General features: G+C 60.9%; 14 protein-coding genes. 3 read left to right on the top strand and 11 right to left on the bottom strand.

Going from position 1 to position 24888, the window contains the following annotated elements; translation table 11 throughout:
• Nucleotides 1-120: 120 nt before the first annotated feature.
• Nucleotides 121-624: an AAA family ATPase gene (locus ACYVAC_RS13060; protein WP_461098132.1), complete on the top strand. Its 504-nt coding sequence runs from the start codon at nucleotides 121-123 to the stop codon at nucleotides 622-624.
• A gap of 26 nt (nucleotides 625-650) precedes the next feature.
• On the opposite strand, the gene ACYVAC_RS13055 is transcribed toward ACYVAC_RS13060, so the two are convergent.
• The 9 genes from ACYVAC_RS13055 to ACYVAC_RS13015 all read right to left on the bottom strand — a co-directional run bounded on the left by ACYVAC_RS13055 (nucleotide 651) and on the right by ACYVAC_RS13015 (nucleotide 17032).
• Complete coding sequence (locus tag ACYVAC_RS13055) at nucleotides 651-3149, bottom strand: phosphocholine-specific phospholipase C (RefSeq protein ID WP_461098131.1); 2499 nt, start codon at nucleotides 3147-3149, stop codon at nucleotides 651-653.
• A 90-nt stretch (nucleotides 3150-3239) separates the two neighbouring features.
• Nucleotides 3240-4445: an NRAMP family divalent metal transporter gene (locus tag ACYVAC_RS13050; protein ID WP_461098130.1), complete on the bottom strand. Its 1206-nt coding sequence runs from the start codon at nucleotides 4443-4445 to the stop codon at nucleotides 3240-3242.
• Between the two features lie 118 nt (nucleotides 4446-4563).
• Nucleotides 4564-5043 (bottom strand): Dps family protein, encoded by a 480-nt coding sequence (locus ACYVAC_RS13045; protein WP_461098129.1) that lies wholly within the window; start codon nucleotides 5041-5043, stop codon nucleotides 4564-4566.
• A 157-nt stretch (nucleotides 5044-5200) separates the two neighbouring features.
• Nucleotides 5201-6085, bottom strand: coding sequence for a 3-keto-disaccharide hydrolase (locus ACYVAC_RS13040; protein ID WP_461098128.1), 885 nt, complete (start codon nucleotides 6083-6085; stop codon nucleotides 5201-5203).
• 152 nt (nucleotides 6086-6237) lie between these two features.
• Nucleotides 6238-7101, bottom strand: coding sequence for a glycerophosphodiester phosphodiesterase family protein (locus ACYVAC_RS13035; protein WP_461098127.1), 864 nt, complete (start codon nucleotides 7099-7101; stop codon nucleotides 6238-6240).
• A 136-nt stretch (nucleotides 7102-7237) separates the two neighbouring features.
• Complete coding sequence (locus tag ACYVAC_RS13030) at nucleotides 7238-10438, bottom strand: TonB-dependent receptor (protein WP_461098126.1); 3201 nt, start codon at nucleotides 10436-10438, stop codon at nucleotides 7238-7240.
• Nucleotides 10439-10678: 240 nt separating this feature from the next.
• A complete protein-coding gene (locus tag ACYVAC_RS13025) occupies nucleotides 10679-14488 on the bottom strand; it encodes a hydantoinase B/oxoprolinase family protein (RefSeq protein ID WP_461098125.1) in 3810 nt (1269 codons plus the stop codon).
• A gap of 231 nt (nucleotides 14489-14719) precedes the next feature.
• The gene (locus ACYVAC_RS13020) at nucleotides 14720-16252 is read right to left on the bottom strand and encodes a S10 family peptidase (protein WP_461098124.1); all 1533 of its coding nucleotides are present in this window, start codon (nucleotides 16250-16252) and stop codon (nucleotides 14720-14722) included.
• 33 nt (nucleotides 16253-16285) lie between these two features.
• Complete coding sequence (locus ACYVAC_RS13015; protein ID WP_461098123.1) at nucleotides 16286-17032, bottom strand: DeoR/GlpR family DNA-binding transcription regulator; 747 nt, start codon at nucleotides 17030-17032, stop codon at nucleotides 16286-16288.
• Nucleotides 17033-17077: 45 nt separating this feature from the next.
• Here ACYVAC_RS13015 and ACYVAC_RS13010 point away from each other — a divergent pair, with 45 nt between their 5' ends.
• Nucleotides 17078-17668, top strand: a complete 591-nt coding sequence (locus ACYVAC_RS13010) for an NUDIX domain-containing protein (RefSeq protein WP_461098122.1) — start codon at nucleotides 17078-17080, stop codon at nucleotides 17666-17668.
• Between the two features lie 66 nt (nucleotides 17669-17734).
• Here ACYVAC_RS13010 and ACYVAC_RS13005 read toward each other — a convergent pair whose 3' ends face one another.
• Nucleotides 17735-19153 carry an erythromycin esterase family protein gene (locus ACYVAC_RS13005; RefSeq protein ID WP_461098121.1) on the bottom strand — a complete coding sequence of 473 codons (1419 nt, stop codon included), beginning with the start codon at nucleotides 19151-19153 and terminating at the stop codon, nucleotides 17735-17737.
• Nucleotides 19154-19355: 202 nt separating this feature from the next.
• Complete coding sequence (locus ACYVAC_RS13000) at nucleotides 19356-21875, bottom strand: PIG-L family deacetylase (protein ID WP_461098120.1); 2520 nt, start codon at nucleotides 21873-21875, stop codon at nucleotides 19356-19358.
• A gap of 205 nt (nucleotides 21876-22080) precedes the next feature.
• On the opposite strand from ACYVAC_RS13000, the gene ACYVAC_RS12995 reads away from it, so the two are divergent.
• Nucleotides 22081-24777, top strand: coding sequence for a sodium-translocating pyrophosphatase (locus ACYVAC_RS12995; protein WP_461098119.1), 2697 nt, complete (start codon nucleotides 22081-22083; stop codon nucleotides 24775-24777).
• Nucleotides 24778-24888 lie beyond the last annotated feature (111 nt).

The following is a 24888-nucleotide window of genomic DNA, read 5'->3' as shown; positions in this document are numbered from 1 at the left end:
CGCGCCGGTGCATGCAAGTATTTGTTTAGAATTATTCTTAATAGTGCAACAGGTCAGCGGAATGATCGTATTTGCAGGCTGAAAGCGCCCCGGCACCAACCGGTGGCCCACTACAACTCTATGAAGAAGGTATTGATGCTGATTGGAATCAGCGGAAGTGGTAAATCAACGCTGGCCCGGCAGTTTTGCCGAACCCATCCCGACTACCTGCGGATCAACCGCGACGATCTGCGCCGGAGTCTGCTGACCATTTCGCTGGAGGAGTACAATAAAACCTGGTCGCGCAACGAGCAAAGCCGTATTGAGCAGCTGGTCACGATTCTACAGGAAACGGCCATCCTGAACGGGCTGGCGCAGGGCTGGAACATCCTGATCGACAACACCAACCTGCACCGGCGCTACATCGATGCGTTCCGGCAATTGCTGACCCGGCATACCGAACCCGTCGAACTGACCTACCAGCTCGTGGATACCCCGCTGACCGAATGTATCAAACGCGACAAATACCGCGACGACACGGTGGGCGAAGGCGTCGTGCGTCGGCAGGCGCGCCAGCTGACGGCGCTGAGGCAGGAACTGACGCTTGCGCCCGAGCTGATCAGCCCGGGCGCGTCGGTCCTGTAGTTTACTGCCTTTGGGGGGCGTGTTTACTAGGCCATGGCCGGGTCGCTGCTGCTGGGCAACCCCGTTTCGACCCGGCCGGCCAGTTGCTGCTCGGTACCGTCGGCAAAGCGAATGAGGTAGTCATACCAGCCCTGACTGGCCAGCAGGGGCAGCGTCAGATCGCCCGCATAGCCCGTGGCGGTCGAGCGGGTAAGCGGCACCCGAGCGGCTCCCGTTTTGTAGGCCAGATCGACCAGTTCCAGGCGGGTACCCGTCGGCACGCCCGTTACCCGAACGTGCAGGGCTGGCTGGGCTGGCGTGCCGGCGGTGGCCAGCACCCGGGGCCGAACCAACAGGCTGGGGTGAGCAGTCGCAGCCTCACTCTGAAACGCCCGGTAAAAGCCATTGGGGCCGTAGACCCGAAACGCGTAGGGTTGTCCGGCGGCAACGGGCCAGGTATCGGTCAGCCCATCGCCGGGCGCCACGGCATAATTGCGCACGCTGTGGTCGGCCAGGTTATACACCATAAACGGCGCGCCGGCGGCCCGTTTGCCAAACTGCCGGTTGCTGGCTTCGAGGGTCAGGCAGAAGGTTCCGCTGGTGGCATCGTAGTGCCCGTCGGCCACCAGTTCGTAGGGCAGGGGGCAGGCGGGGCGGGTGCCGGGCTCCTGGCGGGGCAGCACCGACCCCGATTCGGCGGGCTGCCCTGCCGACCGGATTTCGTCGGGGCTGAGGGGGTGAAAGTTGCTGGGTACATCCCGAAACCGGGCCTTATGAACGCTCTCGATCAGGGCATCTTTCTCCACCGGTTTGGGCAGGTCGATGGGTTCGCCGGCGTAGGGGCGAAACACCGACGTCAGGTCGCCACAGATGGTTCGACGCCAGGGGCTGATGTTGGTTTCCCGCACGTCTTTGCCGAATTTCTTGCCGATAAAGCCTTCCAGAAACTGCAGCACCGACGTATGGTCGAACACCTGCGAGTTTACGTAGCCGCCCCGGCTCCAGGGCGAGGCCACTACCAGCGGCACGCGGTAGCCGAGGCCAATGGCACTGGCGCGGGCGTCGCGGTCCGGGTTGGCTACCCGGCGCTGCTGTTCCTGCGTCAGACTGACGTGTTCGCCCGTGGTGTCGATGCCGGCCGATGCTTTACCCGTGTGGGGTTGCTGCGGATGCGGAGCTACGAAGGGCGGCACGTGGTCGAAATACCCGTCGTTCTCGTCGTAGGCCAGCACGAAAATGGTTTTCTGCCAGACCGCCGGGTTCTGCGTCAGCATATCGAGCATTTCAGACAGATACCAGGCCCCGTACCAGGGGGCGCCGGGGTGGTCGGAAAAGTTTTCGGGAGCCACCACCCACGATACGGTAGGCAGCGTGCCCTGCTGCACATCGGTCCGGAACTGGTGCAGCACATCGCCTTTCGGAATCTGAACCGTACGCTGGGTATCGCCGTCGGTATAGGTATGGGTGGTCAGGCTGCGGTAGTCGGGATCGCCCACGTTGGTGGTGAAGGCCCGCTCATGCAGCGCCCGCTCCCGCGCCGACAGCTGGTCGAGCGACAGCGGGGTTTCGGCGGTCAGGGTGGCGAGCCAGCGTTTTTTGTGAGCCAGTGTCCGGCGGGCGGCTTTGCCCGCGTCGGTCGTGTCGGGCAGGGTAGCCAGCTGCTGTTCGAGGGCGCTGATGTCGGCGGGCAGGGTGGCCAGCTGGGCAGTCCGGTAGCGCTGGTAGGCCGGCAGCGCCCGCACGTGGTACTGCGAAAACCACTCGAGCGGGTTATCGGTAAAGTTGCTCAGCCAGGCATCTTCGTCGCCACTTAGCCCCGTGGGCAGGCTGACTTCGTTCTGGTAGATGCGCCATGAAATGCCCTGATCCTGCAGCCGTTCGGGAAAGGTGGTCCAGTCGGCCGGTTTGTCGTAGTCGAGGTCTTCGTTGCGCACCCGGGCCAGCGCGTCGGGCCGTTCGCGTACGGTGCCGCTCCAGAAAAAGAGCCGGTTGGGGGTAGTGCCGGTCAGCGATGAGCAGAAGTTCTGGTCGCAGACCGTGAAGGCATCGGCCAGAGCGTAGTAGAATGGAATGTCGTCGCGGTTGTAATAGCCCATCGTCAGCGGCATGTGCGCGTAGGCGGGGTTGCCCGACGGTTTGGCGTCGAGCCACCTGTCGTAGCGGCCGCCGTTGCGAGCATCGACCTGGTTGGTCCATGAGTGGGGCAGCGAACTCATCCAGGTGGCTTTGGTATCGCGCAGGTTCAGCCGGAAGGGCGCGTAGGTTTGCCCGGCGGCATTGGTCTGCAGCCAGACAGGGTTACGGTTGGGCAGGCTGATGGCCCGCGGATCGTTGAAACCGCGCACCCCGCGCAGGCTGCCGTAGCAGTGGTCGAACGAACGGTTTTCCTGCATCAGAATCACCACGTGCTCGGCATCGAGGTAAGTGGTGCCGGGAGCCGGGGCAATGGCCAGGGCTTTCTGAATGGAAGCGGGCAGGCCGTCGATGAAGGCCGTGCTGCCGGCCAGCAGGGCTGCCTTGCGCAGAAAATCGCGTCGTGTGTCCATACGTCGGGGAGGTTGGGGAATAAAACAAAGGTAGCCCCCGCCGGCCAAATAGGCCACGGCTTCACAATTTCGTAACGACGCTGCGGCTGCCTAGAGACCACTCACGACGAGCCACACGTTCCAGGCGCCCAGCACCGCTGTCACGAGCACCACCACGCCCATGGCCAGGTTCTGCGCGGGCGAATTACTGAACGAGCCTAGCAGCGCCCGGTTGTTGACGGCCACGAACAGAAAAACCGTCACGAACGGGAGCAGGATGCCGTTGATCGCCTGCACGGCCACAATGATCGGGATGGGGGTTGCGTTGAGTAAGCCAAACACCAGTCCCGTGCCGAGTACCACCAGCCAGATACCGCGAAAGGCCGGGCTGTTTTTAGGTATTCCCAGCAGACTCTGCGCCGTCACGGAAGCCGCCAGTGGGGCCGTCAGCGAGGAGGCAAAGCCGGCCGCAAACAGCCCGAACGCAAAGAGCGACCCGGCCCAGGGGCCCAGTTGCCCGGCCAGCACGTCGGCCATGTGGGGGTAGGAGAAGTCGGCCGGTATGAGCAGGCCGGCCAGCAGCAGCACCACCGAGATAATGCCGCCCAGCACCACGGCGACCCAGATGCCGAGCCGCATTTCGGGCAGCGACTGGGTCGCGGCATCGTCGCCGGGGGGCACGATGCTGGAACCGAAAAACAGGTTGTAGGGTACGATGGTGGTGCCGATCAGGCTGTTGATGAGCAGCAGCGAACCCGACGGAACGGCCGGTACCAGCAGGGCTTTGGTGAGGGCCAGGGGCGTAACGGGCGTGCCGAAGGCGACATACACAAACGCGCCCCCCATGGCAAACACGGCCAGCCCCAGCATGTTGGCCAACCCCTGCGTGGAGCCGATCCAGAGCAGTCCCGCGCACGCCAGCCCGACACCGGCTGTCAGCAGCGGGGCCGGCAGGCCCGTCAGCAGGGCCAGTCCCGCCACCGCGCCCAGAATGTTGCCGGCCTGATAGGCCGCACAGCCCAGAAAGATGGCACCGAACAGCGCCCACGCCACCCGACGCCCCCGCGGGCCGGCGTAGGTGTCGACAATGATCTGACCCAGGTCGCGGCCGGTAGCGATGGTCAGGCGGGCGGCCGCTTCCTGCAACCAGACCGTGCCCAGCGTGGCAAACGTAAGTACCCAGAGCAGCTGCAGGCCGAACCGAGACCCCGCCATGGCACAGGCCGTAACGGAACCCGGACCGATGAAAGCCGCCGAAATAACCGACCAGAACAGAATACTGCCAAGGCCACTGCGAAGGGATAATGATTTAGGCATAGATGCGTACGGTAGACGTGCAAACTAGCCATTTTTCAGGTTGGGGCAACAAAAAACCGGGGCTACCACACCCGACGAATCGGTAGCGGCAACCCCGGCAGAGGGGACTCAGCAAAGACTACGACAGGTATTTGCGCAGCATCCAGGCCTGCTTCTCGTGGTCTTCCATCAGACCCGTCAGGAAGTCGGCGGTACCGGCATCACCCATTTTTTCGTCGGTGGTTTCTACGTCGTCGCGCAGTTCGCGAATAACCTGCTCATGGTCGGCCAGGAGCCGCTTGAACATTTCCTTGGTATCGATATGACCATCGTGGTCTTCTTTCAGACTAGCCGTGGCCAGGAAATCTTTCATGGTTGCCAGCGGCCGGCCGCCCAGCTGACGGATCCGCTCGGCTACCAGGTCGATTTCTTCTTCGAGGGCGTTGTACTGCTCCTCGAAAAACTCATGGTATTCTTTAAAGCTCGGGCCGGCTACGTCCCAGTGGAACTTGCGGGTCTTGATGTAGAGAACGTGAAGGTCTGCCAGGAAGGCATTAAGGAGTTCGTTTTCCTGATCCAGCACTTTCTGGTCGAGGCCGATATTGGGTTTCAACGCCATAACATTGATGCGATTAGTGATAGGGTCGACCAGCCGATGGTTCGGGGTCAATCTGTCTGTTCTAACCACGCGCCAGCCGATTTGTTTGGCCGATGGCCCGGAACCGGTCGGTTTTGAGGGAATGGACACCCGCCCGGATCGGTGCGGCCCGGCCCGGCTATTTGTAGCGGCACTGCGCCGGGTCGGCTTCGCGGAAATACGCTTTGTAGTTGGTGGCTTTGGGGTCCATGCAGCCTTTCAGATTGAGCAGCCGGATGTTGCGGAAGTCGATGGCGTGGCTCTCGCTCTGGAGGGCAATGAAGCCCTCACGTAGGGGTGTGTTGGCCCGTTTCATCCAGGCGTCGGGATGGGCGAAGCCATTGGCGGCCCAGTTGTCCTCGCCAATGAAACCGCCCCCCACTTCGGCGTGGCCGTAGGCCAGCACGGTCTTTCCGTCGATCCGGTGCTGTACCGAATCGCCCAGTACCACCACTTCCACCGTTACCCAGCCATCGCCGTCGTAGGTTTTGGAGTCGGAGTCGATGCAGTGCTGCGTGTTGAGCTGCCCACCCGTGTGCACCTGGGTGCCGGGGGTGCAGAGGTTGGCCGTGTGGCGGGGGCCTTTGCCCAGGCCGCCGAGCAACTGCACCTCGAGCGAAACGGGAAACGTCTGGTTCAGGTCGACGCTCTGCGCCGATTGCGAGTGAATCATGACACCACTGTTGCGCACGTTCCAGCTGTCGCCCCCGGGCACCTGCTCGCCCAGAAAGCGGTAGTCGAAGCGGAGGATGTAGTGCGAAAACGGCTTGTTGTAATACAGGTGGCCGTACTTTTTGTCGAACCGTTTGTAGGCGGGCTGGTCGTAGGCGATACGAAGCATACCATTTTCGGCCCGGAACGTACGGCCGACGTTGTCGTTGAGGGGGTAGCCGGCAATCTTGGCGTCCCAGCCGGTGAGGTCTTTGCCGTTGAAGAGGCTGATCCAGTCCTGCCGGTCGCGGTAAGCCTGTCCGAAGGCCGTCGATGCGGTCAGGAGCAGGGCCAGAAAGAGGGGTCGATACATGGTGTAAAGGGCGAACGATTCAGGCACGAGAAGCGCCCGCGCCCCCGTATTCTACTGCAACGGGGGAGAGATGGCTCAGACGGTTATTCCCCCGCAAACAAGATGCGCCGGCCATCGGGGATGGTCGGCGCGCTTGTCGGGGTAGGGTTGGGTTAAAACAGATTGGGATAGTCGGTGATGATGCCATCGACACCAAGCTGGCGCAGGGCATCGATTTCGGCTTTGGTGTTCACCGTCCAGGGCACAATTTTCATTCCGGCGTCGTGGCTGGCTTTCACTGTTTCGGCCGTTACGTTTTTGTAGATGGGGCTGTAGGTCTGGGGGGTAAAGCCCAGTGTGGCCAGATTCTCGGCTACCGATTTGGTGTTGAAGGTCAGGTACGACAGGCGCACGTTGGGGTATTTCTGGTGCAGCACCTGCAGCGGCCGCACGTCGAACGACTGAATCAGCAGCTTGTCGCCCAGTTTTTTCTGCTGACAGACGGCCATGACCAGCGCCACAAAATCGGCCGGGGCGGGGTGGTGCGTACCGTCGGTGGTGGGCGATGATTTGATTTCGATGTTGAACATCGGCACCGGTTTACGGGTCGCGCGGGCGTAGGCGTAGACCGAGTCGATCAGGGCGCTCAGCAGCGGCTTGTGGGCCACCAGCTTCTGCTGCTCCGGAAACTGCGGGTGCGGCTTGCTGCCCACGTCGTAGCGGGCAATCTCGGCGTAGGGGAGAGCATACAGTAAAATCGTTTTCTCCTCGGCCGGCGTCACGGGCGTACCATCGGGCTTCAGCGCGATGGAAGCCGCCATGTAGGTATCGTGCGAGACCACCACCTGCCGGTCTTTCGAGATCACGACGTCCAGTTCGAGCGTCGTGACGCCCAAATCCATGGCTTTTTTCATGGCGCCCACGGTGTTTTCGGGCATCAGGCCGCGGGCACCGCGGTGGCCTTCGCGGTCGAAAGCCGGCTGGGCCAGAGCCGCAGTGCCGGTCAGGAGCAGGGCTATCAGAAGGGTCGATTGCATAGGAGTGGGGTGTTGCGTTGAGCTGGGTTAAAAAAGAGGCTGTTCGAAAAGAGGAGAATGACTGGGTGTATGGCGAAGGTAAGCAACCGAATCGGATCGGACGCCCGATCCGATTCGGTTGGTGGCAGCCGGGTTATCAGAAACTATACCGCGCGCCGATCTGCACCTGGAACGGATCGCCCGAGGGCGTAACCACCCCGGCCGTATTGACCCGGTACACGAAGCGCTGGTTGGTGCGGTCGAACGGCGATACGGCGGGGTTGCCGTTGCTGGCCGGAATACCCAGCGCGTAGAGCGCCTGCGAACCCAGCGAGCCGTTGTTGCCCTTGTAGCGGTCGAACAGGTTCACTATGTTGAACACATCGGCCGAGAGCGTCACGCTGTGGTTGCGGTAGATCCGGATGTTCTTGCTGGCGCGCAGATCGAGTGTGCCGAAGAAACCGTTGATACCGCCGTTGCGGGCCGCAATCTGGCCCGAGTAGGCGTTGATGTAGTTTTTGATGCTCTGGCTGGCGTTGGGGTTATCAAGCACCGCCTGCAGACCCTGCCGCACGTTGGCCGGCACGCTTTCGCTGTTGCGGTCGAAGATAAAGGCCAGATCGTTGGTGCCCGACACGAAGTCGGCGTTGCTGTTGGCGCCCGACAGCAGCGAGTAGCGCGTACCGCCGATACCCGAATACCGGAACCCAACCGATACGCCCCAGAAGGTAGGCAGCGTACCGTATACGACGACCTTGTGCCGGAACTGGTTGTCGGAGTAGCTCAGGCGGCTCAGGTTGCGCGGATCGTCTTTCACGGGCAGCACCAGCGTAGCCGTGTTGGCTACGTTTCCGTTGAACGAGGTATTGTCTTTCGTATCGTTCCAGGTGTAGCTGGCCGTAATCTCGCCGTCGCGGAAATACTGGTACGTCGCATCGAGCACCACGGCAAACTGATTGACTTTACCCTGGCTGTTCAGTTCCAGCACCCGGCCCAGTTTCTGGCTGATGCGTCCGTTGAGCCAGTCGCCGGCGCCGTTGGCGGGCATGGTGCTGAGCGGCACGTAAACACCCCGGTTGTCTTCGTTGGCCAGCCGGAAAAACGGATCGACCACCATGTTACGGTCGACGTAGACGTAGTTGTGGCGGGCCAGCGACATATAGCCCGACAGGCCTACCTTCAGTTTCTCGGTTAGGTAGCGGTTATACGAGATATTGGCCTTGTAGAGCACAGGCACCCGGGCGTCGGGGCCGGTCAGGTTAATGGTCGGCAGCTGGAACTGGGCCAGCGATGGAATGCTGGCGTAGTTGCTGCGATAAGCGGCAAAATCGGGCGTGGGTACGTTGGCCCCCCGCACATCGACCGTGGCCAAGTGCTTGCCGTCGAAGGTCAGGTTGTTGATCACCGCGTAGTTGTTGATATCGGACGCAAACACACCCCCGCCCAGGCGGATGAAGTCGGTATGCCGTTCGTTGAGGTCCCAGTTGAACTGGAGCCGGGGCTGGGCAATAAACGACTTGAGCTTGTTGTCGGTGCGCAGTCCCAGCTCGTCGAATACCACCTGGTTAAACTGGGCAGTAGGGTAGTGGGCGTAGTCGAACCGCAGTCCGGCGGTCATTTCCAGACCCGGCATCAGCTTGGTGGTCAGCTGGCCGTAGGCACCGGCGTTGAGGGTTTTGCCCACCACGCTGGGGTCGGCCACGAGGGGTACCTCGCGGTAGTAGCGGTACGGCTGCAGGTTCTGAAACTTGTCGAGGGCCGACTGGTTGCCGTCGACGGTGTAATGGAAACGACCGTTTACCTCGCTGCCGTAGAGCGAATGCGCCCGGGTGTACATCAGGTCGAGGCCAAACGTGTACTGCACGCGGTCGGTGTTGTAATACAGGTTGTCGACCAGTTGCAGCACGTTATTGTCGAAGCCTTCCTGCGCGAAGCGGTGGCCACCCATCTGGATGTTGGTCGAGCCCGTAGTGCCGTCGCTCAGTACCGACGTTACGTTCTCGACAATAGCACGCGGAATGTTGGCGGCCGGCAGCTGATCGCCGGGCGAGCTTTTCTGGTAGGTGTAGAGGTGCTGCAGCTTCAGTTCGTTGGTCACGCGGGGCGTAATCGACGAGCGCAGGGTCGCCAGCAAACTGTTGTCCCAGTTAAAATCATTACCGGTCGACTCGTAAATGTTGATCGCGGTGTTATCGGTCAGCCCCAGCTTGTTGCGGTCGCTGGTGAAATTGTCGCGCACGGTCAGCAGGTTATTGGCGTTGATCTGCCAGTCGATCCGGGCGAAACCGGCATCCGAGCCCCGCTTTTTGTCGAACGTGCCGTACTGGGGTGTCGTGGCCACGCCGTATTTGCTGCGGGCAATATCGACGAAGCGGTCGAGGGTGGTGCGCGTCACGCGGAACCGGCTCTCGTCGGTCGGCGTCTGCACATCGGCAATGATCAGCGGGCGCGAATCCTGCTGGTGATCCCAGACCACGAAGTAATGCAGTTTGTCTTTGATGATCGGACCGCCCAGCGAGAAACCGTACTGGTTGGTCGAGAACTTGTTGACCCGTTCGTTGCCGCGGATATCGTAGCGGCTCGCCAGCCAGTTGGCGCGGGTGTAGTTGAACACGCTGCCCGTCAGCTTGTTGGTGCCGGCTTTCGTAACGGCGCTCACCAGCCCGCCACCGGCGCGGCCGTAGACCACGTCATACTGGTTGGTAATCACCTTAAACTCGCGCACCGCTTCGATCGAAATCGAGTAGGGGGCACCGCTGCGGCTCGTGGTCGATCCGGCCGAGGTGGGGTTCTTGGCGGTCATCCCGTCGATGGTGTAGTTGGTCGATGAGCCCAGCTGTCCCGACAGGCTGCTGCCCCGGCTCAGGGGCGAGAGGTCGGTCAGGGTGGTGAAGTTCCGGCCGTTGACGGGCAGCGACGCGATGGACTTGGCCGAGATGGCCGTGGCGGCTCCGAGGTTGTCGGTTTTGTTTTTCAGGCCCGAGGCTACCACCTGCACCACGTCGAGGGTCTGGTCGGCTTCGGCCAGCGTGAGGTTGATGCGGATGGCGTCGCCCTGATTGAGCATATAGCCCCGGCGGGTCTGTTCGCCATAGCCCACGAAGGTGGCCGTCAGGGTGTACGGGCCACCCAAGGGTAGTTCTTTAAAGACGTACTGGCCCTGGGCGTTGGTGACGGTGCCGGTCGAGAAGCCGGTCGACTCGTTACGGACGCGAACGGTAGCGCCCGGTACGGCCCCCTGTTTGGGATCGTTGATGACGCCCGAGATGGACGTCTGCGTAGTTTGTGCTCCGGCGGGCGTCAGGCCGACACCAAGCAGAGCGAGAAAAAAGAGGAAAGAAAATAGAGCGTTCTTCATGCCGTCAACACGGGTTGTTTTTCAGGGTGCAAAGAGACACGTTCTGTGTTGGCCAGGCGTTACGGGTTTGTTATCAAAAAAAGATCATTTGTGTGCCGATGTTACGGCAGGGTTAAATCGGATGAACGGCGACCAGTAATCCGCCGGCTAATCGGCTGATTTTGTGTTGTCAACAAAAAAACCGGACACGGCAGGCGGGCTGCGGTGTCCGGTTTTGGCAGGCTATTGGCATTCGATTGGCTACACGCGCGGGAAGGCGTCGGGTGTGGATTGGGCATTGGCCCCGCCACCGCCCGGCGTTTCGATCCGGATGCGTTCTCCAGCCTGCATGGCGCGGCTAAACCCGCCGGGCAGTGCGGTTTCGCGCCCGTCGGTACCGATCAGCGTTTGCCGGCCTACGGCCCCGGCCTCAGCGCCGTGCAGGCCGTAGGGGGCTACCACGCGGTGCTGACTGAGCAGCGTAGCCTGTACCGGCTCCAGAAACTCAATCTCCCGAATCAGTCCGTCGCCCCCGCGCCAGTGCCCCGCCCCGCCCGAACCGGTTCGGATGGCAAACCGATGCAGCCGCACCGGGTAGCGTCGTTCGAGTTCTTCGGGGTCGGTCAGGCGGGTGTTGGTCATGTGCTGATGCACCGCCGAACGGCCGGGGGCGCCCACGGTAGCGCCGGCTCCCCCGCCAATGGTTTCGTAGTAGCCGAAGGGCGTGGCCGAATCCGACTGGCCAAACAGAAAATTGTTCATCGTGCCCTGGCTGCAGGCGGCCAGACCAAGGGCTTTCAGCAGCGTATCGACCAGCCGCTGGCTGACTTCGGTGTTGCCGCCCACCACGGCCGGCCCACCCGCATCGTCGGCCGGAAAAACCGGGTTCAGCAGCGAGGCTTCGGGCAGCACCAGCTCGACCGGGGCCATAAGCCCCTCGTTGAGCGGAATGTCGGTGTCGACCCACAGCCGGAGCACGTACAGCACCGCACTGTGTAGAATCGACAGGTTGGCGTTGAGATTGAAGGGGTGCACGCCACTTGTACCGCTGAAGTCGATGCGCAGGTGGTTGCCCGCCCGCACGTCGAGCCGGACCTGAATACGGTGCCCGTCGTCGAGGGTTTCGGTGGCATCGAACGACTGTCCGACGCGGGGCTGCAACACGGTTTCGATGGCCCGGGTAGCCGATGCCTGCAGCTGGTTCATGTAGTGCCGGACCCGGTCGGGGCCCTGTTGCCGGGCCAGCTGCCGCAGGGCCGTTTCGCCGGCCCGCAGCGAGGCCAGTGCAGCCTCGATGTCGGCCCGGTTCTCGGCCAGCGAGCGGGTGGGGTAGGCCGCCCCGGTAAATTGCCGCGCCAGCCCATCGGCACCGTCCCACAACAGCTGCCCGTGGCGCACTACGTACTGCGGAGCCAGTACCACGCCTTCTTCCGGGAGCGTCGTCGCGTCGGGGGGCATCGAGCCGGGCACCTTACCGCCAATTTCGGCGTGGTGTGCCCGGTTGATGACGTAGCCGATCAACTGCGGGTCGCTGCCGGGTACGGGATCGGTAAAAACGCCCTGCATCAGCGTCACATCGGGCAGGTGCGACCCACCGTATTTGGGGTGGTTGGTGATGAGCACGTCGCCGGGCCCCAGTGGCAGAGCCGCCAGACACAGCCGGGCACAGACGCCCAGGCTGCCGAGGTGCACCGGAATGTGGGGGGCGTTGGCCACCAGCCGGGCATCGGCATCGAGCAGGGCGCAGGAGAAGTCGAGCCGCTCGCGTACGTTGGTCGAGAAGGCGGTACGTTGCAGCTGCGCCCCCATATCGTCGGCAATGGCCCGGAACCGCTGCGTAAACAGTTCCAGTTCGATGACGTCGTTCTGGTGCTCGTCGGCGGCAACGTCGTCGTCATCGGCGATGTAGTCGGCTACCAGGTCGCGGCTGGCCTGCACAATCACGCGCCAGCCGGGCTCGATAAACGCCGATGAGGTGGTGTTGAGCAGCAGGGCCGGCCCCCGCACGGTATCGCCTTCCTGTAGCTGGGTCCAGTCGTAGGCGGGGTAGCGTTCGGTCTGAAACACGGGTACGGCCTGCCGGTGACTGACGGGCGGGCCGCTGACTACCGGGGGTTTGCTGGCCGTGCCGACGATTACCCGCAGGCTGGCCAGTTCGATGGAGCGCCCGGCGGGGTAGTGGCCATATAGCTGCGCATACTGGCTGCGAAAATCGGCTTCGAGCGGGCCGTCGGCAGGTACGTCGACGGTGGCTTCCTGGCCCTGCAGCCGCAAAAACGCCCGTGCCGACCGTTGCTCGATCGGGGTGTCGGGGCCAATATCCTGCCGCAGCGCTTCGGTAGCTTCGCCCGTCAGGGCATGCACCAGCTCGCCCACCTGGTCGCGCACGGCCGAAAGGGGTTGCAGCACCGCCCGGGTGGCTGCGCGCTCGATGGGCGCCTGACCGATACCGTAGGCGCTGAGCAACCCCCCGTCGAAGGGCAGCAGCAGCGTATGCATGCCCAGCATACGGGCAATGGCGCAGCCGTGCAGGCCCCCCGCCCCGCCAAATACAAGTAATGGGTAGGGCTGCGGATCGAACCCGCGCGCCACCGAAATAGTGCGGATGGCACCGGCCATGGTTTCATTGGCGATCTGCTCGAAGCCGCGCAGCACCGTCAGCGCATCGACAGGTTGTCCCGTCTGCCGGCGGATCTGATCCAGTACGATCCGGAGCGCGCGTTCGGCCTGCTCGGGAAAAACCGGAATGCCAAACTGGCGGGGGTGCAGCTTGCCCAGCAGCAGATTGATATCGGTAAGAGTCAGGCGTGGGGACTGGTCCGGTGGGGTGGCGCCGTAGCAGGCCGGGCCAGGACTGGCGCCGGCACTATGTGGGCCCACACGCAGCTGGCCACTGCTGCCCAGGCTGTCGAACCAGCAAATCGACCCGCCCCCGGCGGCCACCGTTTCGATGGCCAGGGAAGGGAGTTGCAGGTCGAACGACCCGATGCGGGTGGTAAAGCGGTAGTCGGGCAGGCCGTCGATGCGGGCCACGTCGGTGCTGGTGCCGCCCATGTCGAGGGTGAGTACGCCGGGCCGGTCGAGCCGGGCGGCCACGGCACTGGCACCCACCACCCCGCCCGCCGGGCCGCTGAGCAGACTGTCTTTGGGCTGAAACAAATCGGCCCGTACCAGACTGCCCGCGCTGGTCATGACCCGTACGGGCCAGCCACCCAGCTGCTGCTGCACGTTGGTCAGGTAGGTCTGCAGCACCGGCCGCAGGTACGCGTCGACCACGGTGGTCTGAGTGCGGGCCACGTAACCGGGCGTGGTCGACAGGTCGGTCGAGCAGATCACCGTGGTGAAGCCGGCGTCGTGCAGGGCTTCGCGCAGCTGCCGCTCGGGGGCCGGGTTGCGGTAGGCATGGAGCAGCGAAAGGGCAATGGCGTCGGGCCGGGCCTCCCGCAGCTGGTCGATCAGCTGGGTCAGGTCGCTATCGGTCATCGATTCCAGCACCGCCCCCCCGGCCGACAACCGACCGGCGGTCTCCACCACCGATTCATAGAGAACCTCGGCGGGGGGGATGGCCAGCTGGAAGAGGTTGGGGCGCTGCTGGGTGCCAATGGTGAGCAGGTCGCGAAAGCCGCGCGTGACGACCAGGGCTACGCGCGCGCCGTTGCGTTCGAGCAGCGCGTTAGTGCCTTTGGTGGTGCCCAGCCGCATGTCGAGGGGCGGAAAAGGCCTGTCGAGCGGGGTCTGGGTAAGCAGCCGGGTGGCCAGTACGGGTGCTTCTTCGCCCGTAAAGAGTTCGATGGTACCATCGGGCAGCGGGCCGTTGGTTGGGTCGTCTACGGTTAGCCGGCCGTCGGCGGTCAGTGCCGCCACGCAGCCGGTCTGGCCGGTACCGAGGTGATACAGCTGATACCCGGCGAACAGTGGGGCGGTAAGCCAGGGAGCTGCCACGCGACCCCCGATGAGCTGGCCCCGCAACCGACCGTTACTAAGCACTTTGGCCCGGCGCAACTGCCCATCGGGTGTCTGCGCCAGGCCATCGGTAAAGGTGCCACCTGTATCAATCCAGATGTGCCACATGGGGGAGAAGGGTTACAGTTTTCGGTTTAAGGTCTACAGTTTTCAGTAATCAAAGCAGTCGATGGTTGGCGGCTCTGCTTGCCTGGATGCTTAGGAGAAAACAGAAGCACAGCCCCGGGAATGCCGGTGAGTGAAGCGCAGAGAAACTTCTTTTCTATAGTATTGGCCCTCAGGCAAAGGCCGAAAACGGTAAACTGAGAACCGTATACCGAAAACCGTATACCACTGGCTTTAAAACTTCGCCGGCTGCCCGGGTTTGGGGGTGCTTTTCTGGATAAACTTGCGGAGGTTCTCGTTGCTGGTGGCGAGGTCTTCCCGGCGCAGGTACATCATGTGGCCGCTGCGGTAGCCTTCCCAGCCCATCCGGTCTTTGAGCCGGCCGCCCGGGTCCATCTGCCAGAGGTTATACTGGGCGTTGAAGTAATCGCAGGCGCCGTCGTAGTAGCCCGACTGCACCAGCACGTGCAGATAAGGGTTCTGGGCCATGGCCTGCCGCAGGTTCTCGCCGGTCCGGTTGTTGGTGTTGTCCCAGGGAAAGGTGGGGCCAAACATGTAGTACTTCAGATCGGTCTTGTAGTTCAGTTCCTCCCGCATATACAGGTTGATGGCGGGCGTAAACGAGTGCAGCCACGAGGTCAGCTCCGAATTGTAGTCGGGGCCCTGCCCGGCGTCTTTGGCGTCGATACCCCGGTAGCGCGAGTCAAGCCGGCCCACCGTGAAGCCTTTGTCGCGCAGCAGCTCTTTCCAGAAAAAATTGGTCGGAATGTCGAGGTTCTGCTGCATTACGGCCTTCTCCGACAGGCCCGAGTACCGGGCCACTTTGGCGGCAATGTCTTTGCGCTTCTGATCGCTGATCGAGCCGCCCTGCGCCAGCGCCGGCATATATTCCGAAATGGTAAAAGCTTCGACTTCGGGCAACACCTCGGTTAAATCTTTCTTTTGCAGATCGGCCGGCAGGGCTTTGTGGTACCAGGCCGTAGCGGTCATGTAGGGGAGTTTCAGCGCCCCTTTGGCCGGCCCGTCGCGTTCGATGCCGAGGTCGGTGGGCGACACCAGCACTACCCCGTTGAGGTACATCCAGTGGCTGTTCTGCAGCTCCAGCGCCAGCCCCGATACGCGGGTGGTGCCGTAGCTCTCGCCGATCAGGTATTTGGGCGATGCCCAGCGGTTGTACCGGCTCACGAAGGTGTTGATCCACTCAGCCAGATACTTGATATCGGCGTTGACACCGAAAAACAGTTTGGCGGCTGGCACGTCCTTGTTGGCGGGGCGCGAAAAGCCGGTGTTGACCGGGTCGACGTACACGATGTCGGCCACGTCGAGAATCGAGTGGGGGTTGTCGCGCAGGCCATAGGGCTGCACGGGGTAACCCTCGTCGTCTACTTTCAGAATGCGGGGGCCAGTATAGCCCAGCATCATCCAGACCGAAGCCGTTCCGGGGCCGCCGTTGAACGAGATGACAAGGGGGCGGGCGGTGCGGTCGGCTACGTCGGAACGCTCGAAATACGTGAAAAAGACGCCGGCTGCGGGCTTGCCTTCCTCATCCCAGACGGGAATGGTGCCGGCCGTGGTTTTGTAGGGCACGCGCTGGCCTTTGATGGTGACCTGGCCGTTGGTAACGACCTGTTTGTCGAGGTTGAGGGTACGGCTCAGGGGCGCGTCGGTGGTCGATTCGGCTGGCTTGGCCCTGTCGGTTGTGGGTTTCTGGGCGTGAGTGCCGGCCAGTGAGAGAGCCAGCAGGCCGGTCAGTAGCGGTGTACGCATGAAGCGGGTTGCGGTTGTTTGATGAAAAGAGGGTTACTGGAAGACGGTAATGCCGGCCTGCCGATAGGCGTCGATCACCGAAGGCGATGCCTGGGAATCGGTGATCAGCACATCAAACAGGCTCAACGGTGCAAAATACAGGTATTTCTCGGTTTCCAGCTTCGAGGAATCACATAACAGGTAGACCCGGTCGGCCTGTTGCGCCATAGCTTTGGTCAGACTGGCTTCCTGCTCGCCCGATGCGCTCAGCCCGTTGGCCAGCGAAATGCCATCCACGCCCAGAAAGGCCCGGTCGGCGTGGTAGCGGCCGATGTGGTCGGTAGCCATCTGCCCGTGAACCGCCTGCCGCGCCTGGTCGAGTTCGCCACCGATCAGGTTGATGGTGACGAGCGAGCCGCTCAGGGCCGACACCACGGGCAGCGAGTTGGTGATGACCGTGATGCGGTGATGCCGGATAAACGGGCACAGCTGGGCCACGGTGCTGCCGCAGTCCATAAAGATTACGTCGCCGGTCTGGATTTCCCCAGCCGCCCGCCGGCAGATGGCTTCTTTGCGCTCGGGGTGCGATACGGCTTTGCGGGCAAACGAAACGGTGGCGTCGGCCAGCCGCATGGCGCCCCCGTGGGTGCGGTAGAGCAACCCATCGTCGGCCAGCTGGGCCAGATCGCGCCGGACGGTCATGGCCGATGTCGCCAGCAGAGCTGCCAGATCCGGCACATCGACCGTACCCCGCTCCTCAACGGCCTGTAAAATTAAGGCTCTTCGTTGTTGGAAATTCATCAATCCGTTGTTCTTTTGTTCAAAAATAAACAGAAACGATCAAATATGAACAATATCGCGGCCGATTATGTGCGCATCACCGACGAAACGTTGTTGTCGGACAACTGGTATGTGCTGAAGCGCTACACCCTTGACTACCGGGGGCGCAACGGGCAGTGGACCCGGCAGCAGCGCGAAGCCTACGACCGCGGCAATGGGGCCACGATTCTGCTCCACAACCCGCATACCGATACGGTGGTGCTGACGCGGCAGTTTCGCCTGCCTACGTTTGTCAACGGCAATCCGTCGGGGATGCTGATCGAGGCCTGTGCGGGGCTACTCGACAACGACGACCCGGAGACGGCGATCCGGCGCGAAACGGAGGAGGAAACTGGTTACCGCATCGACCGCGTGGAGGCCATTATGGAAGCGTATATGAGTCCCGGTTCGGTAACCGAAAAGCTGTATTTCTATCTCGCCGAGTTCTCGGCCGATACCGTCCGGGGTGCCGGTGGCGGGGTCGATGCCGGGGAAGAGATCGAGCGCATCGAACTGCCGCTATCGGAGGCCATGCGGCTGATCGGCACGGGCGCCATCTGCGATGGCAAAACGATTATGCTGCTCCAGTACCTGCGTCTGCGGCAGCTGGGTGGTTAATATTGCATGCATAGGTTTGATACTATGAAGGGCTGTTAGTTGATTTATCAAACGTAAAGAGTTTGTTCAATCAGTGCGCCCGGCTACCCGCTTAACTGAAGGATTCGGCCTTGCCCGAGTGGTACTGTTTATAAACAACAAGCCGTCGAAGTGTTGGTCGAGTATGATCGGATAAAAAAAACTTGTATCTGATCCAGCGCTATAGATGGCGCCTACACTACGCATTGGACAAGGTAATTTTAGCCAGTTTATGACATCCTCATTCTTTGGGGTGGCTCGCCAGTCGACAACATACATCTTTTGCAGGGTTTGAGTCAAATACCAATCCACTGAACCTGCTAGGGCAGGCGGTACAGTAAACGATGTTAATAGTCCTCCTTTCGACGAATGGGTGGACTGGGCCTCCCGTGCCTGGAACGAGCCATGATTAAAGCTGAAACCAAGCGCGTAGTATTTGTCCCCATAGAATTGCCTGAGGCAAGCCCCAAGCGGCTTAAAGGATTTGGTACGCCCCTTTGCGATGTGCACGTTGTGTGCCCAAAGTACAAATCGCGTTCCGGCGGGTTCCCGGTTTACAAAACGTTGAAAATTCTCGGCCATGTACTCATCCCGTGCTACACTTTCTGCTGTATCGGAGCGACTGTGTGCATCAATATACTGTGTTATTACGCCCACATAGTTGCATATCTGTTCGTGCTCTGCCTGACTGGAGTGCGCAATTAAGTCAGCCTTATTCTCATCCAAGAAACGCTGTAACGATTCATAATGAACTCGAAGGGTTTTAAGTGAATCTTTAGCTCTACGCTGCCGATTGGCGTCTTCAAGGACAGTATTTAGCAAGTCCAGATCAGTCCTCAAAAAGGCTTCCGTTGCTGCAACTCGTTCCGGAGCTACCAATTTCAGGTAAGAAAGGATTCTATCTTTTCCGGGCTGATTATACTGAATGTCTACTCCTACAAATTTGATGCGTTTATCCGATTGGACACTTGCATTGTAGCGCCGAGCCCAGTCCATCATAGCTCGTACCTCTTCTGTGTCTAAAGTCCAAAATTGCTGACTGGCCAGCGCCTTCGCCCCGTCATCGGTTCTGCCCATCACGTAATCGTTGATGTTTTGTAGTGCTGCGTAGCTGCCTTCAATGGCAATGACACGAAAGTCCATTTCCCGAACAAAAAACTCAAGCAGCCGGTGTTTGACCTGGAAAAACTCACGGGTACCGTGGGTTTCTTCGCCTAACCCTACAAACTGCGCAGTTGCCAGCACTTGCTTCAATGGCTGCAAATCTGCGAATCCTTGTTCTGCTTCAACGGTTTTTATTGGTACAGCACTCGTCCGTAGCCAGCCGACAATCGACTTGTAACGTCGACGTAACTCTGCGTGCGTTTGCTTTTGAGCAGGACCTGAATTGCTCTGGCTAAAAACCGGATGAATAGAACACCCGATCAAGATGATCTGCAGAACGCTTCGCCAGGCTAGATTATTCACGAAACTAGGGAATTGATATCGATACTTTTTTTCAACTAAGTTGCTATGCCGTATACTTTTCCCTGTTGACCGCTTTTTCTTATTTACAGTTGCACGACCATCGGTAGATTAGTTGAAATAGCGTAACCATCATGATGATGCCTGTCATGATTTGGCGCGTAAAAGCACGAACGAATCATGAGGTACTCAGTGGTGAGCTAGCTTATTTGCCAGCCGAGATCATGTTGGCGAACAGCCGGTAGGCACCGGGTACGCCGGCGGGTAGTTCCCGGAAGAAAACCAGGCCCGTGTACATGAAGTGTCCTTTGCCATAGGTAGCATACAGCAGGCTGCCCTGCTTGGGGGCTTCACCCGTGTCGTTGGCCGAGAAAATAGGTTCGTAGGCCTTGTCCCAGTCCTGCGCGAAGTAGATACCCCGCTCCTGAATCCAGCCGGCGAAATCGGCATCGGTGATTTTGTTAGGCTTGTTGAGCAGCGGATGGGCGGGGTTCAGGAACGTCATTTTGGCGTCTTCTTCCGTTACGCGTTCGCGGCTGATGCTGAATGGGTAGGGGCCCAGCTGGGGCAGAGCCGCTTCGTTGCGGCCAAATCCGCCCACGGGTGTTACGTACTGCACAATCAGGTTGCCGCCGTTTTTCACATAGTCCATCAGGCGGGGCTGGTAGCGCGCCAGCCAGCTGTCGGTGTTATAGGCCCGCACCCCCGTCACGATGGCATCGTAGGCCGAGAGGTCTTTGCTCAGGTCGCTGGCGGTGAGCACCGTAACGCGGCAACCCATCTGCTGCAGGGCGGCCGGTACTTCATCGCCCGCCCCTACAATATAACCCACGTTTTTGGCCGCCACCTTCACATCGAGCTTCACCAGCCGGGCTTCGGCGGGGGGGAAAAGCGTCTGGGTCGGAATGTGTTTGTAGGCCACTACGCGCAGGCCACTCGTAAAGGTATCGCCGTCGCGGGTGGTCATGGTGGCCTGCAACCGGCCGTTCTGCGCGTTGGCCGCGGGCGTTACCGTAAACGACAGCCGCTGCTCATCGCCCTTGGTTTTCAGGTCGAACGGCAGCGAAGCCGGGCTAATGCGCCAGCCGGTCGGCGCCGTCAGCGTGAGGGTACCGGATACGGCATTGCGCCCGGCCGTGAGCACCACCTCGGCGGTTTTGGGCGTGTTGTCGGCAAAGGTGAACACCCGCTCGGTCAGGTTGGCCATCACGTCGGGCTGGATGATAAACGGCCGGTACACCTCGCCGTCTACGGGGTCGGTCGATTTATAAACCACCGGGCGGGTATACACAAACCGCTGGCCGGCAATGTCGAGGGTAAACGCGGTGCTGACGGCAGGCGGGTTTTCGGGCAAACCGATCAGCTGCTGATTGTCGACCTGGAATAAGCCCTTATCGATGGGCTTTTCGAGCCAGTAGGGCTGCGAGATTTTCTGCGTTTTCGGAATCGTCAGGCGGTTCTGAAAGGCCAGCACGTCGTTGGGTTTGAGGGTCGTGTTGAGGGTACTGTCGGTACCGGTCGAGTAACGTACACCCACCAGCGTTACCGGCACGGTGCTCCGATTCGACACGTTGATGCTGACAACAACCGGGCTGCCCGGTGTGGCGGCATAATCGGCGGGGTTACTCTCTAGCCACAAACCCAGACACTGCTGGATCAGGGTCTGTACCTCCTGCCGCTTGGCCCGCACGTAGGTGTTGGTGGTGTCGAGCTGCCCGAGGGCTTTGTAGAGCGACACCAGGCCCGGTACCGACGCACCGGGGTTGGCCGGCTGAAACGCACTGATCACCTGATCGACCTGCGTCTGCACGGCGCCACTATTGGGCACCCGTTTCCAGGTCAGATCAACGCCATCGAACGGGTCTTTCTCGACCGGATCGCCGTTTTTGAGCAGCAGGTAGTCGACTTTGGGGCTTCGGCTGGCCGGTACGCCAAACCCCTGGCTTTTGTGCTGGCTGCGGCTTTCGGCCGCAATTTCGCCGTAGGAGCGGCCCAGCAGGGGGTTATACATACCCGTTTCCAGCCCGATCAGGTTACCCGCTTCGTCGGGTTTTTTATTGCTCAGAAACGCCCCCGGAATAAACATATTCCACATGATGCGCCGGGCCTGCCAGGGTTTCACGTAGGCCAGCTGCTCGGGGAATTTGGCGGGGTTGCCCGAAATCTTGAAGGCTTCTTCGGCCAGAAAACCCGAGGCACTGTGGTGCCCGTGCCCCGCCCGGGCGTCGGGCGGAAAGCGGGTGATGATGACGTCGGGCTGGTGTTTGCGAATCATCCAGACCACGTCGGCCAGTACTTTGTCCTGCCCCCACGTCCGCACCGCTTCGTCGGTCGATTTGGAGAAGCCAAAATCATAGGCGCGGCTGAAGTACTGATCGGGCCCATCGACGCGCCGGGCGGCCAGCAGTTCCTGGGTCCGGATGATGCCGATGTTTTCGCCCTGCTCGGGGCCGATCAGGTTCTGCCCGCCGTCGCCCCGGGTCAGCGAGAGGTAGGCTGTCCGAACGAGCCGGTCCTTGGCCATATAAGCCAGAAAGAGCGTGTTCTCATCATCGGGGTGGGCGGCCACGTAGAGGACCGAGCCCAGCACATTCAGTTTTTTCAGGTTCGACAGAATGTCGCCGGGCGCGGCCGGCCGGGTGGGGCCGTAGGGAACCTGAGCGAACGAAAGGGTGGTAACAGCCAGCGCAGTGGCCAGTAAAAAGCGGGATTTCAGGGAGCGCACAGACAGAACGGTTTGAGTCAGCAGGTCGACAAAGTTAACCGCTCCACCGTATTTGTGCACCGATTTTCGTGCGCCGTCGCTTTTCTGGGTAAAACCGAAAAAAATATCCGAAAAATTCAACATGTGGGCCGGCGTCGGGTAGGTAATGTAGGGTCAAATTCTATCTTTGCCGATAGTCCTATCTCTTAAACTTTACGCTAAACGCATGAATTACAGTATCTATCTGGTGCCTTTATTGGGTCTTGTCGGGTTGCTGGTGATGTTCACCAAGTTTATGTGGGTATCGAAGCAGGAGGCTGGCGATGCCCGTATGCAGGAGATTGCCGGTTACATTGCCGACGGAGCCATTGCCTTCCTCAAGGCGGAGTGGCGCGTACTTACCTATTTCGGGATTATCGTGGCCATTCTGCTGGCCTATATGGGCAGTCTGGTGCCCAACTCGAGCTGGATCATTGGGTTGTCGTTCGTACTCGGTGCGTTCCTGTCGGCGCTGGCCGGCTACATTGGTATGAACATCGCCACCAAGGCCAATGTCCGCACGGCTCATGCCGCCCGGACCAGTCTCACCAGAGCCCTCGAGGTATCGTTTACGGGCGGTTCGGTAATGGGTATCGGCGTAGCCGGTATCGCCGTGCTGGGCCTGGGCAGTTTATTTATTGTTCTCTATACCCTCTACGTTGGGGGCGATGGCGATGTCAACGGGCTGCCTATGGAACGGGCGCTCGAAGTGCTGGCCGGTTTCTCGCTGGGTGCCGAATCGATCGCGCTTTTTGCCCGCGTTGGCGGTGGTATCTATACGAAAGCCGCCGACGTCGGGGCCGACCTCGTGGGTAAAGTCGAGGCTGGTATTCCTGAAGATGACCCGCGCAACCCCGCCACCATCGCCGATAATGTGGGCGATAACGTAGGCGATGTGGCCGGTATGGGCGCCGACTTGTTTGGCTCGTATGTGGCAACCATTCTGGCGACCATGGTGCTGGGGCGCGAAATCAGGATTCCGGCGGCCGATAACATCCTGGGGCATGCGCCCATCGTGCTGCCCATGGTGATTGCCGGCGTTGGGCTGATCTTCTCCATTATCGCTACGTACTTCGTGCGGGTCAAAGACGATCAGGGCAATGTGCAGGGCGCGCTGAACCTCGGCAACTGGGCGTCGATTCTGATGACGCTGGTGGCCTCGTATTTTCTGGTTACGGCCTACCTGCCCGCAACCACCATGGAAATTCGCGGGGTTGAGTTTACGCGGATGGATGTGTTCTACGCCATCGTAACGGGCCTGATCGTGGGGGCGCTCATGTCGACCATCACCGAATACTATACGGCCATGGGGCGCCGGCCGGTGCTGTCGATTATCCGGCAGTCGGCCACGGGGGCGGCTACCAATATCATTGGCGGGTTGTCGGTCGGTATGGAGTCGACGGTGCTGCCCATTCTGGTGCTGGCAGCCGGTATCTACACGTCCTACCACTTTGCGGGCCTGTACGGCGTGGCCATTTCGGCCGCGGGCATGATGGCCACCACCGCCATGCAGCTGGCGATCGACGCGTTTGGTCCCATTGCCGATAACGCCGGTGGTATTGCCGAAATGAGTTACCTGCCCGAAGAAGTGCGCGGCCGCACCGATATTCTCGATGCGGTGGGGAATACCACGGCGGCTACTGGTAAAGGCTTCGCCATTGCCTCGGCGGCCCTGACGGCGCTGGCGCTGTTTGCCGCGTTCGTGGGTATTTCGGGCATCTCGGCCATCGACATCTACAAGGCCGACGTGCTGGCGGGGCTGTTCGTGGGCGCCATGATTCCGTTTATTTTTTCGTCGCTGGCCATTGCGGCCGTGGGCCGGGCGGCCATGGCTATGGTCGAGGAAGTACGGCGGCAGTTCCGCGAAATTCCGGGTATTATGGAAGGGACCGGCAAGCCTGAGTACGAAAAGTGCGTAGCCATTTCAACCCAGGCGTCGATCCGCGAAATGGTACTGCCGGGGGCCATTGCGCTCACGGTGCCGGTGGTGGTTGGCTTCATCTTCGGCCCCGAAGTGCTGGGTGGGCTGCTGGCCGGCGTCACGGTATCGGGCGTGCTGATGGGTATTTTTATGAACAATGCCGGCGGGGCCTGGGACAACGCCAAAAAGTCGTTCGAGAAAGGGGTGCTGATCAACGGGGAGATGTTCTACAAGAAATCGGAGCCGCACAAAGCGTCGGTAACGGGCGATACCGTGGGCGATCCGTTCAAGGATACGTCGGGGCCGTCGATGAACATTCTGATCAAGCTGATGTCGATCGTATCGCTGGTTATTGCGCCCTACATCGCCGTCAAATCGTCGGAAACGGCGGGCTATAAAACCGAAGGCAAAATGGCGGCCGGTACCGAAGTACCCCTCGAAGAATCGACCGCGGCCGACAACGGAAAGGTTAGTACGCCCAACCGCAATGGCGCGCCCCTCGAACTGGGCGCCTTCCGGGCCGAAACCCTCACCAACGGCGTCCAACTGAACATTCCGGAATACGGCATCGAAAACAAGCTGCTGACGTTCATTAAGAGCGAACAGCCCATCGACAAGGAAACCTGGTTCGATTTCGACCGGCTGACGTTCGAAACGGGCAAAGCTACCCTGAAGCCTGAGTCGCAGGAGCAGCTCAAAAACATCACCGAGATTCTGAAAGCCTACCCCGGGGTGCACATCAAACTGGGCGGCTACACCGACAACACGGGCAACGCCGGTAGCAACCTGGCGCTGTCGCGCGAGCGGGCCAACTCGGTGCGGGCCGAACTCGAAAACATGGGAATCGGCAGCGACCGCCTGGCTGCCGAAGGCTACGGGCAGGAGTACCCGGTGGCCAGCAATGAAACGGAGGAAGGACGCGCTAAAAACCGGCGTATCTCGGTTCGCGTAACTAAACGCTAACCGCGTCGGAACGATACAGGTATAAACAGCGACGGGGTGCCCGATCCGAGAGGATGGAGCACCCCGTCGCTGCGTCTGGGGCCAGATCGGGGCCGGGCAGGTGCAGTATGG

Source organism: Spirosoma luteolum (assembly GCF_054778875.1).
The sequence above is the reverse complement of the archived record's forward strand: the minus strand, read 5'-3'. Positions and strand labels throughout refer to the sequence as shown.